The 13,509-nt window shown below is 72.3% G+C and carries 13 protein-coding genes; 12 read left to right on the top strand and 1 reads right to left on the bottom strand.

Annotation, left to right across the window (positions count from 1 at the left end):
* Window positions 1-44: 44 nt before the first annotated feature.
* The 10 genes from MUN78_RS00660 to MUN78_RS00705 all read left to right on the top strand — a co-directional run bounded on the left by MUN78_RS00660 (window position 45) and on the right by MUN78_RS00705 (window position 10,736).
* Window positions 45-917: a transketolase gene (locus MUN78_RS00660; RefSeq protein ID WP_244692427.1), complete on the top strand. Its 873-nt coding sequence runs from the start codon at window positions 45-47 to the stop codon at window positions 915-917.
* Window positions 917-1,891, top strand: a complete 975-nt coding sequence (locus MUN78_RS00665; RefSeq protein WP_244692428.1) for a transketolase family protein — start codon at window positions 917-919, stop codon at window positions 1,889-1,891. The genes MUN78_RS00660 and MUN78_RS00665 overlap by 1 nt, the downstream gene beginning before the upstream one ends.
* Window positions 1,888-2,952, top strand: a complete 1,065-nt coding sequence (locus MUN78_RS00670; RefSeq protein WP_244728118.1) for a zinc-dependent alcohol dehydrogenase — start codon at window positions 1,888-1,890, stop codon at window positions 2,950-2,952. Before MUN78_RS00665 ends, MUN78_RS00670 begins: the two co-directional genes overlap by 4 nt.
* Entirely contained in the window at window positions 2,949-4,448 is a 1,500-nt protein-coding gene (locus MUN78_RS00675) for a sugar ABC transporter ATP-binding protein (protein ID WP_244728120.1), read from the top strand. Before MUN78_RS00670 ends, MUN78_RS00675 begins: the two co-directional genes overlap by 4 nt.
* Window position 4,449: 1 nt before the next feature.
* Window positions 4,450-5,430 (top strand): ABC transporter permease, encoded by a 981-nt coding sequence (locus MUN78_RS00680; protein ID WP_244692431.1) that lies wholly within the window; start codon window positions 4,450-4,452, stop codon window positions 5,428-5,430.
* A 52-nt stretch (window positions 5,431-5,482) separates the two neighbouring features.
* Window positions 5,483-6,529, top strand: a complete 1,047-nt coding sequence (locus MUN78_RS00685) for a sugar ABC transporter substrate-binding protein (protein WP_244728122.1) — start codon at window positions 5,483-5,485, stop codon at window positions 6,527-6,529.
* A gap of 11 nt (window positions 6,530-6,540) precedes the next feature.
* A complete protein-coding gene (locus MUN78_RS00690) occupies window positions 6,541-7,362 on the top strand; it encodes an SDR family NAD(P)-dependent oxidoreductase (RefSeq protein WP_244728124.1) in 822 nt (273 codons plus the stop codon).
* A 14-nt stretch (window positions 7,363-7,376) separates the two neighbouring features.
* On the top strand, window positions 7,377-8,156 hold the full coding sequence (locus tag MUN78_RS00695; RefSeq protein WP_244728126.1) for an SDR family NAD(P)-dependent oxidoreductase: 780 nt from the start codon (window positions 7,377-7,379) through the stop codon (window positions 8,154-8,156).
* Between the two features lie 11 nt (window positions 8,157-8,167).
* The gene (locus MUN78_RS00700; protein WP_244728128.1) at window positions 8,168-9,184 is read left to right on the top strand and encodes a sugar phosphate isomerase/epimerase family protein; all 1,017 of its coding nucleotides are present in this window, start codon (window positions 8,168-8,170) and stop codon (window positions 9,182-9,184) included.
* An 82-nt stretch (window positions 9,185-9,266) separates the two neighbouring features.
* Complete coding sequence (locus tag MUN78_RS00705) at window positions 9,267-10,736, top strand: aldehyde dehydrogenase family protein (RefSeq protein WP_244728130.1); 1,470 nt, start codon at window positions 9,267-9,269, stop codon at window positions 10,734-10,736.
* 196 nt (window positions 10,737-10,932) lie between these two features.
* Here MUN78_RS00705 and MUN78_RS00710 read toward each other — a convergent pair whose 3' ends face one another.
* Entirely contained in the window at window positions 10,933-11,730 is a 798-nt protein-coding gene (locus tag MUN78_RS00710; RefSeq protein ID WP_283248408.1) for a DUF1932 domain-containing protein, read from the bottom strand.
* Between the two features lie 299 nt (window positions 11,731-12,029).
* Between MUN78_RS00710 and MUN78_RS00715 the strand changes: the two genes are divergently transcribed.
* Both MUN78_RS00715 and MUN78_RS00720 read left to right on the top strand, forming a co-directional pair.
* Window positions 12,030-12,812 (top strand): ABC transporter ATP-binding protein, encoded by a 783-nt coding sequence (locus tag MUN78_RS00715; RefSeq protein WP_244692437.1) that lies wholly within the window; start codon window positions 12,030-12,032, stop codon window positions 12,810-12,812.
* Window positions 12,802-13,509, top strand: a complete 708-nt coding sequence (locus tag MUN78_RS00720) for an ABC transporter ATP-binding protein (protein WP_244692438.1) — start codon at window positions 12,802-12,804, stop codon at window positions 13,507-13,509. The genes MUN78_RS00715 and MUN78_RS00720 overlap by 11 nt, the downstream gene beginning before the upstream one ends.

Raw genomic sequence — 13,509 nt, forward strand, 5'->3', positions numbered from 1 at the left:
GACGTCTTCGCGACCCTTCCCGTCATCAGGCAAGGAGGCAGAAGATGGGCGGACCAGTGCTGCAGGCCGAGAGGCGCAGCGTGCGAGAACTCGAGGGGCTGGCGTACGAGCTGCGGGCGAAGCTGCTGCGGCTCTGCGGCACCTACGAGGGGGCCGTCCACATCGGCGGCGACCTCTCGGCCGCCGATCTCCTCACCGCGCTCTTCCAGCGCGCCATGCGCGTCGATCCGGGCGATCTCGCCAACCCTGCGCGCGACCGCTTCGTGCTCTCCAAGGGCCATGCCGCGGTATGCATGTACATCGCGATGGCGATCCGGGGCTTCTTCGACTACGACGACATCGTCGCGACGTACGGGCAGCTCGACAGCGCCTACGGCATGCACCCCTGCAAGGTGCAGCTGCCCGGCGTGGAGGCCTCCACCGGATCCCTCGGCCACGGACTCCCGATCGCGGTCGGCATGGCGCTCGGCGCACGGGGTCGCGGCGAGGACCACCGGGTCTTCACCCTGATGGGGGACGGCGAGACGGGAGAGGGCTCGGTGTGGGAGGCCGCGATGGCCGCGCGTAGCAACGAGCTGGGCAACCTCGTGGCCGTCATCGACCGCAACCGGCAGCTCATGACGAGTTTCGCCGAGGAGCGGGTCTCGTTCGAACCGTACCCCGACAAGTGGCGCGCCTTCGGCTGGAACGTCGTGCAGGTCGACGGACACGACATGGCCGCGCTCGCGGACGCCTTCGATGCGTTGCCCCCGGCCTCCTCCGACCGCCCCACGGTGGTCATCGCCGAGACGGTGAAGGGCAAGGGCGTCGACTTCATGGAGCGCAACCTCGCCTGGCACGCCGGCTCCCTCGGCGCCGAAGACCTCAAGCGCGCCATCGTCGCGCTCGAGCACGCCTACGCGAAGGAGATCGACTGATGCCGACCACATTCACCTTCGGGGAGATGCTCTCCGCCCGGTCCGTCATCGGCTCGACCCTCGCCGAGCTCGGCGCCGAGCACGAGAACCTGTGGGTCATCACGCCGGACATCGGCGCGACCCTGGTCGAGTTCCGCGAGGCCTTCCCCGGCCGTTTCGTCGACGTGGGGCTCGCCGAGCAGGCGAGCGTCGGCATCGCCGCCGGCCTCGCCTACGACGGCAACATCCCGGTCGTCTCCGGCATGCTGCCCTTCCTGAGCATGCGGGCCCTCGAGCAGGTGCGCACCGACGTCTGCTATCCGAACCTGCCGGTGAAGATCATCGGCACCCACGGCGGCCTCGTCGGCAACGGCGGGTCCACCCACTACGCGGTCGAGGATCTCGCGCTCATGTGCGCGCTCACGAACATGACGGTCACCTCGATCGGCGATCCGCTCATGGTCGGCGAGGTGATCCGCCAGTCCATGGAGATGGACGGCCCCATCTACATCCGCCTCGCGGTCGGCAAGAAGGACATGGTCGTCTACGAGCCGGGGGCGCACACGATCGAGATCGGCCGGGGCCTCGTGCCGCGGGACGGCGACGCGCTCACCATCTTCACGCACGGCACCACCGTCGCGCAGGCCCTCGAAGCGGCCGAGCGGCTCGCCGCGGAGGGCATCGAGGCGCGCGTCGTCGACATGTTCACCCTCAAGCCGATCGACGAGGCGCTCATCGTCGAGAGCGCCCGCGCCACGGGCGGGCGATTCGTCGTCCTCGAGGACCACCTCGCCTACGGCGGGCTCGCGACGCGGATCGCCGACGTCGTGGCCGACCGCGGGATCCGGCTCGCCGCCTTCGAGCGGCTCGGGATCCCCCAGGTGTACGCGGGCTTCGGCGAGGACGAGCAGCTGCGCGACAAGCACGGCTACGGTCTGCAGGCGACGATCGATGCGGCGCGCCGCGCCGCCGGGGCCTCGGAGGAGACGCGATGAAGACCGTCGCCGTCACGAAGATCGGAAGCCTGCGCGACCCCGATCCGGCCGCCCGCGGCCGGATCGGCCTCGTCGACCTCCCCGAGCCGGCGCTCGGTCCCGAGGACGTGCGCATCCGCGTCGCCTACGCCGCGATCTGCGGCTCCGACCCGCACCTCGCCGAGGGCTTCTTCGGCACCGACGTCCCCATCGGCCTCGGCCACGAGATCTCCGGCGTCGTGGAGGCGCTCGGCGAGCGCGCGACGCGGAACGGGCTGCGGGTCGGCGATCGGGTCGCGGGGAACTTCCTCCGCTTCTGCGGCACCTGCGATCCGTGCCGCGAGGGCGCGCAGCAGTTCTGCCGTTTCGTGCAGGAGTACAACCGGCCGGGCATGGCGGAGACCGTGACCTGGCACGAGTCCCAGGTGTACCGCCTCCCCGATGCCGTGTCCCTCCTCCAGGGGTGCCTTCTCGAGCCGACCTCCGTCGCCGTGCGCATCATCGACAAGACCCGCATGCGCGTCGGCGACCGCGTCGCGATCTGCGGAGGCGGCCCCATCGGGCAGCTCGTCCTGCAGCTCGCCAAGCGGCACGGCGCCACCGCCCTCACCCTCATCGAACCCATCGCCGAACGACGCGCCATGGCGCTGCGCCACGGCGCCGACCACGTCATCGATCCCGTCGGCGAGGATCAGGCGGCCCTCGCCGCCGGCCACACCGCGGACCGCGGCTACGACATCGTCATCGACGCCTCCGGATCGCCCCGCGCCGTCCGGGGCCTCCTCGACCTCGCCGCCCCCGGCGGCACCGTCGTCTACGGCGCCATGTATCCCGAGGACTACGAACTGCCCCTCAACCTCTCCGACTACCTCTACCTCAGAGAGCTCACCCTCACCGGCGTGTTCGTCTCCCCCTACGCGTTCCCCCGCGCGCTCCAGCTCCTGCCCCACCTCGACGTCGAGGAGCTCACCCGGGCCGTGTACCCCCTCGAGGACGCCGCCGAGGCCTTCGCCGTGCACGTGTCCGGGGCGCACCCCAAGGTCGTCATCCGCTGCAACGAGCTCGCGGGGGCCGAGGCATGACCGCCGCCGCGCCCGCCCTCGAGGCCGTCGACGTGGTCAAGAGCTTCGAGGGCGTGCAGGCGCTCCGCGGGGTGACGCTCTCGGTGCGACCGGGGGAGATCCACGCGCTGCTCGGCGAGAACGGGGCGGGCAAGTCGACGCTCATCAAGATCGTGACCGGGCTCTACGGGATGGACGGGGGCGAGGTGCGCGTCGGCGGCGAGGCCGTCGACTTCGCGAACGTGCGCTCGGCCCACCGCGCCGGCGTCGTCGCGCTCTACCAGGAGCTCTCGATCGTCCCGACCATCAGCGTCGCCGAGAACATCGTGCTCGGCGAGGGCGCGCCGAGCGTCGCCGGCTTCGTCAAGTGGACGGAGCTGCGGCGCCGCGCCAAGGCGCAGCTGGCCCGGCTGAACCAGCGGCTGCCGCTCGGCCGGCTCGCCGGCAGCCTCTCCCCCGTGCAGCAGACGATGGTGGCCGTCGCCCGCGCGCTGATGGCGGACGCCCGGGTGCTCATCCTCGACGAGCCCACCGCCTCGCTCACCGACACCGAGATCGGCGATCTCTTCGCGGTGCTGCGCGGCCTGCGCGACGAGGGCGTGGCGATCGTCTACGTGTCGCACCGGCTCGAGGAGGTCTTCGAGCTGTGCGATCGGCTGACCGTGATGCGCAACGGCCGCACGATCGTCACGACCGACGTCGCGGACTCCTCGATCGACGAGGTGATCTCCACCATGGTCGGCCGGGAGCAGGGCGAGCTCTACCCCGACCGCGGCACCGCGGGCGACGAGGTCGTGCTCCGCGTCGACGGGCTCTCCGGCCGTCGCGTGCGCGAGGTGAGCTTCGAGGCGCGCGCGGGCGAGGTGATCGGCATCGGCGGGCTCGCCGGATCGGGGCGCAGCGAACTGCTGCGCCTCCTCGCCGGCGCGCAGCGGCGTTCGGCCGGGGAGGTCTCCGTCGGCGGGCGGACGCTCGCGGGCGGCGGCGGCGTCGGCCGGGCGCTCGAAGCGGGCATCGCGCTCGTCCCCGAGGAGCGCCGCAGCCAGGGCGTGATCCTCTCGGCGCCCATCTCCGAGAACATCGCGATCGCGAACCTCGCCGGCGTGAGCCGCGCGGGCATCGTCTCGGGCCGCCGCATCGCCGAGCTCGCGCGTCGGGGTCTCGCCGAGTTCCAGATCAAGGCGAGCGGCGTCAGGCAGCCCGTCGGACAGCTCTCCGGGGGCAACCAGCAGAAGGTCGTCCTCGCGAAGATGCTCGCGCGCAGCCCCCGCGTGCTGCTCATGGACGAGCCCACCCGCGGCATCGACGTCGGCACGAAGGCCGAGATCTACCGCCTCATCCGCGAGCTGGCGGCGCGCGGCACCACCGTCGTCGCCGTCAGCAGCGAACTGCCCGAGCTCATCGGGCTGTCCGACCGCATCCTCGTGATGCACGAGGGCCGGGTCACCGGCCTCCTCGACGCCGCCACGGCGGACGACGAACTCATCCTCACCCACGCCTACGGAAGGGACGCCTGAGATGGCTCAGACCGACACCCTCACGATCCCCGCGGCGGCGCAGGAGCGCCCCCGCCTCACGCAGCTCGTCTGGCAGGGCTCGACCGTGCTGGCGCTCATCGCCCTCATCATCGTCTTCACGATCGCGGGCGGCGGCGTCTTCCTCACGCCGGGCAACCTCACCAACATCCTCAACCAGGTCGCGATCCTCACGATCATCGCGGCGGCGCAGACCGTCGTGATGGTCGTGGGCGACTTCGACCTCTCGGTCGGGACGAACGCCACGCTCTCCGGCGCGACGGCCGCCGCGCTCATGATCAACGGGGTCTCGATCCCCGTCGCCATCCTGCTGGCACTCGGCGCCGGCACGCTCATCGGCATGGTCAACGGCGTGCTCGTCGCGTACCTCAACCTCTCCGCCTTCGTCGCGACCCTCGCGATGATGACGACCGTCGGCGGCCTCGCGCTCATCGTCACCGGCGGCACGACGCTCTACGGCATGCCCGAGGCCTTCGGGTACATCGGGCAGATGCGCATCAACGGCATCCCCTCGCCGGTCATCTACGCGGTCGTGCTCGCGCTCATCATGTGGGCAGTGCTGCGCTTCACCACCATCGGGCGCCGCTGGTACGCCATCGGCGGCAACGCCGAGGTCGCGCGCCTCTCCGGGGTGAGCGTGCGCTCCACCCGGTTCCTCGCCTTCACCGTCGCCGGATTCCTCTCCGCGCTCGGCGGCGTCGTGCTGGTGAGCCGGCTCGCGAGCGCGGGATCGGCCTCCGCCAACGACCTCATGATGTTCGCGGTCGCGGCCGTCTTCCTGGGCATGACGCTCCTGAAATCGGGGCAGGCCAACATCGGCGGCACGCTCGTCGGCGTCGCGATCATCGGCGTCGTGAACAACGGTCTCAACATCATCGGCGTGAACACCTACATCCAGCAGGTGCTCATCGGCGCCATCATCGTCGGCGCCGTGCTGCTGTCCGGCGTGAAGACCCAGCGCTGACCCCTATCGTTCCACTCCGCATCACCCCACCATCACCATGAAGGAGACCATCATGCACACGCAGCACTCCTCACGCCGGCGCAACGGTGCGCGGCGCCTCGGAGCCGTCGCCGGCGCGGGCGTCCTCGCTCTCGTCGCCCTCACCGGCTGCACCGTCGAGACCGGCGGATCCTCGGGCGGCACGTCCGAGCAGCGCAGCGACGGCATGGGGGACGACGGCGTCTTCAAGGTCGCCGCGTTCACCGCCGGCTACGCGACCCCGGGCGGCAAGCTCACCCTCGACGACTTCGTCGCCAAGGGCAACGAGCAGGAGAACTGGGAGGTGACGCTGTACACGAGCGCCTTCGACTACGACAAGATCAACAGCGACGTGCAGACCGCCATCACGCAGGGCGCCGACGCGATCCTCGCCGGATTCCCCGATCCCCGGCAGATCGAGCCGCTCGTCCAGGCCGCGCAGGCCGCCGACATCCCGATCTTCTCGATCGACGGCGGCGTCGAGCCCAACGACGACTTCGTCGTGGACGTCACCTTCGACCAGGAGGACATCGCCGAGCAGACCGTCGGCGCGCTCGACGAGGCGATGGGCGGCCTCGAGGGCAAGGACGTCATGGTCATCGGCCACGACCCGCACATCGGCATCATGACGCGCAGCAACCTCGCGCTCGACATGCTGGAGGAGGCCGGGGCGAACATCGCCGGCGGCGAGATGAAGCAGGCTCTCGACCCCGGCACGGGCCGCACCGAGGCGCTGAACTTCGTGACCGACTACCTGCAGGCGAACCCCGACGGGCTCGACGGCGTCTGGGTCGGCTGGGACGACGCCGCGCTCGGCGCGGCGAAGGCGATCACGGAGGCCGGCAGGGACGACATCTTCGTGACGGGCGTCGACGCCCTCGCCGAGACGACGGTGGAGATCAAGAAGAACGGGCCGATGTACGCCTCCGTCTCCCAGGACTGGATCTCGGTCGTGGACGAGGTGATCGGGTACATGAACGACTACCGCGACAGCGCGACCCTCCCCGAGGAGAACTTCGTCGAGATCAAGGGCGAGCTCATCGACCGGAGCAACGTCGACTCGTTCACCCCGAGCCTCTGACGGCCGCGGAGATGAGCATCAGCAGTGCGGCCGGGATCCCGGCGCTCTTCGACCTCACCGGCGATGTCGTCGTGGTGACCGGGGCCTCGAGCGGGATCGGGCAGGCGGCGGCGGAGGTCTACGCCGCCGCCGGAGCCGCCGTCGCCGTCCTCGGGCGCAGCGCCGAGCGCGCCGACGCCGTGGCTGCCGGCATTGTCTCGGCCGGCGGCACCGCGCGCGGCTACGCGGTCGACGTCGCCGTCCGCGGCGCCGTCGACGCGGCCGTCGCGCGGATCGCGCAGGACCTCGGCCGCCCCACGGTCGTCGTCGCGAACGCCGGCATCGCGGGCGGTGAGAGCTACCGCGGCGACGGCGGGATCGCCGACTACTCCGACGCGGAGTGGGACGAGGTGGTCGCCACGAACCTCCAGGGCACCTTCGAGACCGTGCGCGCCGCCGCGCGCGTGCTCGGGCCGGGCGGCCGGATCCTCGTCACCTCCTCAACGGCGGGTCTGCGGACCGACCCCATGGTGTCGTACGGCTACGTCGCCACCAAGGCGGCGATCCTCAACCTCGTGCGCCAGACGGCGCTCGAACTCGCCCCGCGGGGCATCCGGGTCAACGCGATCGCCCCCGGTCCGTTCAAGGGCACCCGCATCGGCGACGGCAAGACCGAGATCGCCCCCGAGGCGGAGGCGGCCTGGGCGGAGACCATCCCGCTCGGGCGGATGGGCACCATGGCCGAGATCCAGGGACCCATGCTCTTCCTCGTCGCGCCGGCGTCGGCCTTCGTCACCGGCGCGACGCTCGCGATCGACGGCGGCGCGCTCGCCCTCTCCCACACCGGATTCTGAAAGGAGCACACACTATGAGACTCGCAGGCAAGGTCGCCCTGATCACGGGCGGCGCGAGCGGCATCGGCCGCGCGACGGTCGAGAAGTTCGTCCGCGAGGGCGCGAAGGTGATGATCGCGGACATCGATCTCCCGAGTGCCGAGACGGTCGTCGCCGACATCGAGGCGACGGCTCCGGGCGCCACCGCCGCCGTCCGCGTCGACGTCTCCGACTACGCCGAGGTCGAGGCCGCCGTGCAGCGCGCGGCCGAGGTGTTCGGCAAGCTCGACGTCATCTTCAACAACGCCGGGATCGCCGGCGGTCGTCCGCTGCTCGAGCACGATCCCGAGCGCGACTACCGCCCGCTCGTGAGCATCGACCAGGACGGCGTCTACTACGGGATCCTCGCCGCCGGACGCCAGTTCGTGCGCCAGGGCACCCCCGGCGTCATCATCAGCACCTCCTCGATCTACGGCGAGCAGGCGGCGGAGCTCTCCTTCACCTACAGCGCGGCGAAGGCCGCGGTGATCTCCTTCACCCGCTCCGCGGCGTACGAGCTCGCCGAGCACGGGATCCGCGCGGTGGCGATCACGCCGGGGCGCGTGGGCACCCCGATCATCAACCAGTTCAGCGAGGAGCTCCGGGCCACCTTCGCCTCGGAGCAGCTGCGCGACCGGCTGACCGAGCCGTCGGAGATCGCCGATGTGGTGGCGTACCTCGCCTCCGACGAGGCGAACGCGATCAACGGCACCGTCGTGCACGTCGACGACGGCTACTCGGCGTTCAAGCAGCGCCTCGAGCTGCCGGTCTTCTGACGGGCCGCACGATGCGCACGCACGACGCGGACGCGGGCGCGCGGGACGCCCCGGCGATCCCCGCGGCCCTCGACGCCGCCTGCCACCTGAACGCGCTCCTCGCCGACGTCGATCCGGGGGCGCTGCCCGGCGCCCTCGACCGACTCGCGGGCCTCGGCTACCGACGGGTCGTGCTGCCGCCGGTCGACCCGGAGGCCCTCGATGCGTCGGCGCTCGCGGCGTGCTGCGCGGAGCGCGGGATCGTGCCGATCCCGATCGCGGGGCAGGAGCCGGGCGCGGACGTCTCCTCCGAGGAGCCCGAGGAGCGGCGGGCCGGCGCGGCCGCGCTCAGGCGCATGATCGACCTCACCGTGCGTCTCGGCGGGGACCAGCTCAACGGCGTCCCCTACGGGCTCTTCGCCCGGGCCGCCCGGGCCGCGCCGCCCGCGGCCGTCGCGCGCGCGGCGGCGGCAGTGGGGGAGGCCGCCGAGTACGCGCACGAGCGCGGGGTGACGCTGACGTTCGAGGTGCTCAACCGCTACGAGACGGCGGTCGTCAACACCGCCGAGCAGGCGATGGCGTTCGCCGAGGCCTCGGGCTCCCCCCATCTCGGCATCCACCTCGACGCCTTCCACATGCTCGTCGAGGAGGCGGACATCGCGGCGGCGATCCGTACCGCGCTGCCGCGGCTGCGCTTCCTCGAGCTCGGGCAGTCGGGCCGCGGCAGGCTCGCGACGGGCGCGCTCGACCTGCCCGCGCTGGTGGCCGATGCGCTGGACGCCGGATACGGTGGGAGGTGGGGCGTCGAGGCCTTCTCGGCCCCGCTGCTCACCGCGCCGGCGCGCGCGGCGCTCGCCGTGTGGCGGGCGCCGTTCTCGGACGGCCCGGCGCTCGCCGCGGAGGCCGCGGGGATCCTGCGCAGCGGGTACCTGCGGCACACGGAGCGCCGCGCCGAGCGCGCCGCCCCCGGTGCCGCGGCTCCGGCCGCGGCGACCGGTCCCGGCATTCCGAGCACCGACCCTGAGCACCTATCCGAGCACCGACCCTGAGCACCGACCCCGAGCACCGAAGCCACCCGCACCACGACCCCTCATGCCGCGCCGCGGCATCGAATCGAAGGAGATCACGAGCATGTCGAACGACCAGACCCCCATCAGCATCCCGCTGTTCATCGGCGGTGAGCCGCGGACCACGACCGAGGCCCTGACGATCGCGGATCCGGGCAAGCCCGGACGGACCGTCGGCGAGGCCGCCGCTGCCTCGGCGCAGGACGTCGAGGACGCGATCGCGGCGGCCGACGCCGCGTTCCCCGCGTGGTCGGCGCTGACCGGCCCCGAGCGCGCGGCGCGCATGGCCGAGGCCATCCAGGGCATCGGCGACGACCGGGACGCGGACGCCGCGATCCTGTCGCAGGAGAACGGGAAGGTCGTGCACGAGGCGTGGGTCGACGCGCTCGTCTTCGAACTGCGCTGGAACCTCGCGCTCGCCCACGCGGAGGAGGTCGACGGCTCGGAGACCCTCGAGCCCGTCGCCGGCGCGATCCCGAACCGCACCCTCATCACCTACCGGCCCATGGGCGTCGTCACCATCATCGTGCCCTTCAACTGGCCGATCGCGATCCTGGGCGCGGCGCTCCCGCACGCGCTGCTCGCGGGCAACACGGTGATCGTGAAGCCGCCGCTCACCGCGCCGCTCGCGACGGCGCGCGTGGTGCAGCGCGTCGCCGCGAAGCTCCCGCCCGGGGTGCTGCAGGTGGTGACCGGCCGCGACGCCGACATGTCTCCGCTGATCGAGGACGAGCGGATCGCCAAAGTCAGCTTCACGGGCAGCGTGGGCGGCGGCAAGCGCATGATGGAGATGGCCTCGCGCACCGTGACCCCGGTGACGCTCGAGCTCGGCGGAAACGACGCGGCGGTGTTCCTCGAGGACGCGATCCTCGACGACGAGCACCTCGACCGCCTGTTCGCCGCGGTGTACGACACGACCGGGCAGATCTGCATGAACGCGAAGCGCGTGCTCGTGCACCGCTCCCGCCTCGACGAACTGGTCGCCGGGCTCGAGGCGCGGCTGCGCGGCGTCCGCCTGGGCTACGGCCTCGACGAGGGGACCACGATGGGGCCGCTGCACGCGCCGTCCCAGAAGTCCTTCGTCGAGGGGCTGATCCAGGAGGCCAAGGACGCCGGCGCCGACGTGCGCGAGTTCGGGGAGCTCCCCGCCGATCCCGAGCTCGCCGGCGGCAACTTCGTGCGACCCGCGGTCGTGGTCGGGGCCGACCCGGCGCTCCGGGTCGTCACCGAGGAGCAGTTCGGCCCGGTGATCCCGGTGCTCGCCTTCGACGACGAGGAGGAGGCCGTCCGCCTCGCGAACGACACTTGGGCCGGCCTCGGCAACTCGGTGTGGACCGCCGATGCCGATGCCGCGGCGCGCGTGGGTGCTCGTCTGCGATCGGGGTACGTGTGGGTGAACGATCACGGTGCGACCCGCCTCGACCTGCGCGCCCCGTTCGGCGGCGTGAAGCAGTCCGGCATCGGGCGCGAGCAGGGGCTCCACGGCGTGCGCGACTTCCAGGAGCCGCACGCGATCTCCACCCTGGTCCCCTGATCCCCGCTTCCCTCCCGCTCGGATCCGGGTCGCTCCGGCAGGGTGCGCGCCAAGCGCCCCCTGCCGGAGCGACCCGGATCCTTCGCTTGTGCGGGGCGCGGGGAAGGGGAATGGGGTGCGGGGGAGCAGAGGGGTGCGGAGGAGAGGAGGGGCGCGGGGGTACGAGACCGGGCGGGGGTGCGAGGCCGGGCGCGGGTCAGGGGGCGGGGTGCTCCGCGAGGATGCGTTCGAACCAGGCGAGCGTCGCCCGGGTCATGTCCGCAGGCAATCCGCCGGACTCCAGCACGTCGAGGGCGTCGCGCACCTCGTGCTCCCGTCGCTCGGCGTGGGCGCGGGTCCCCGTGACGAGCCGCTCCACGAGCGCGTCGCCGCCCGGGCCGAGCTCCGCCGCGATCTGCGCGCGCAGCCAGGGCTCCGCGTCTTGCGCGGCCGCCGCGGTGAGTCCCTCGATGACGAGGGCGGCGAGCCCTTTCATGAACACGCTGCGCAGCAGCTTCAGGCGCGCCGCGTCGCCCGCGCGCGCGCCGACGACCTCGACCGGGGCCCCGAGCGGGGTCATGAGCGCCGCGAAAGCCTCGGCTCCGGTCCCGCTCGCCGCGAGCGGGGTGCGGTGGCCCGCCCGCGGCACGGGCGCGAGCACGGCGGCGTCGGCGAAGCGCACGCCGGCCGCTGCGGCCTCCGCCGAGATCCGCTCCTTGAGCTCGGGGGATCCGGTGTTGAGATCGGCGAGGATGGCCCCGGGCCGCAGGTGCGGCAGCGCCTCGGCGGCGACCGCGGCGGCGGCGCGCGCTCCCGTGAGCGAGAGCACGAGATCCGCCTCCGCGAGAGCCGCGTGCAGATCGGCCTCCTGCGTCGCCACCGCGGCGAACGCGGGATCGGCGAGCGTCACGAAGGGGTCGTAGCCGACCACTGCCGCGCCCGGCGATGCGGAGGCGAGCCCGACGGCGTAGCGCCGTCCGGCCTCGCCCAGACCGAGGATGGCGATGTGGGTCACGCGGGACCGCCTTTCGGGAAGTCGGGATCGAGGAGTCGGTGTCGGGTGGAGCTGGATCGAGGAGCCGGGCCCGGGGAATCGGGTCGGCGAGCCGAAGGCGGAGCGCGCGGATTCCGTTGAACGGAATCTCGGGCGTCGGGGCGCCGGGGGCCTCGGCATAATGATCCTCCGTAACGCAACATTCTCGCAATATTGGCGAAGAAATTGTTGACACTTTCTGAGCGGATCCGTAGTGTCGGAACCGCCCGGCGGGTGGAGACGGACCCGTGCCTTCAAAGACGATGACAGGGAGATGGGCTATGGCGGCTCGACTGCAATTGGAGGGCGTGAGCCTGCACTTCGGCGGGGTCACCGTGCTCCGCGAAGTCGGATTCGACGTCGAGCCGGGCCAGGTGTTCGGCCTCGTCGGCCCGAACGGCGCGGGCAAGACCTCCCTGTTCAACTGCATCAGCGGCCACTACCGCCCGAGCGGCGGCTCGCTCAGGATCGACGGCGTCGAGGTGCGCGGGGCGCGGCCCGCGAGCATGGCCGGGCACGGCCTCGCGCGCACCTTCCAGCACCCGGCGCTGCAGCTGCGGGAGACCGTGCTCGAGAACGTGATGCTCGGCGCCCACGCGCGCCTCCCCGGCGGCCCGCTCGAGTGGTCGCTCCGGCTGCCGCGGGCGCTGCGCGCCGAGCGCGCCCTGCGCGACGAGGCCCTCGCGCTGCTCGAGGAGAACGGCCTCGGCTGGGCCGCCCACACGCGCGCCGACGAGCTCTCGCACGGCCTGCACAAGGGCGTCGAGCTCTGCCGCGCGCTCATGATGCGCCCGAAGCTGCTCCTCCTCGACGAGCCTGCCGCCGGCCTGCCGCATTCCGAGGTCGAGCAGCTCATCGAGACGGTGCGCCGGCTGCAGCGCGACGCGGACGTCACCATCGTCATCGTCGAGCACCACATGGGGCTCATCGCGGCCCTCACCGACCGCGTGGTCGTCCTCGATCACGGGGCGAAGCTGATGGAGGGGACGGCCGCCGAAGCGCAGTCCGACCCGCGAGTGCTCGAGGCCTACATCGGCCGGGAGGAGGCGGACGATGCTGCTTGAGCTCGAAGGGGTCACCGCGGCCTACGGTCGCGTCCAGGTGCTCGACGGGGTCTCCCTCGCCGTGCCCGAGGGCGGCGCCGTCGGCGTGCTCGGGGCGAACGGCGCGGGCAAGACGACCACCCTGCGCGCCATCACCGGCGTCGTCCGCGCGGGCGGCACGATCCGCTTCGACGGTCGCAGCATCCTCGGGATGCGGCCGGATCAGGTGGCCGCGCTCGGGATCGCGCACGTCCCCGAGGGGCGCGGCACCCTCGGCGACCTCGACGTGCGCGAGAACCTGCGGGTCGGCGCCTACCTGCGTAAGGACCGCGCGCGGATCCGCGAGGACATGGACTACTGCCTCGAGCTCTTCCCGCAGCTGCGCGACCGGATCCGCTCCAACGCCTCGGCTCTGTCCGGCGGCGAGCAGCAGATGCTCGCCGTGGCCCGCGCATTCATGGCGAAGCCGCGGCTGCTGCTGCTCGACGAGGCCTCGCTCGGGCTCGCGCCCGGCACGGCCAAGACGGTGTACGGGGCCATCCGCCGCCTGCGCGAGGAGTCGGGCATCTCGATGCTCGTGGTCGAGCAGAACGCGAACCTCGCATTCTCCCTCGTGGAGGAGGCGGTCGTGCTCGAGACCGGGCGCAGCGTGCTCAGCGGGCCGACCGAGGAGCTGCGCACCATGGACGACATTCGACGCGCCTACCTGGGAGGCTGA

This window comes from Leucobacter allii, from assembly GCF_022919155.1.
GTDB classification, from domain to species: domain Bacteria; phylum Actinomycetota; class Actinomycetes; order Actinomycetales; family Microbacteriaceae; genus Leucobacter; species Leucobacter allii.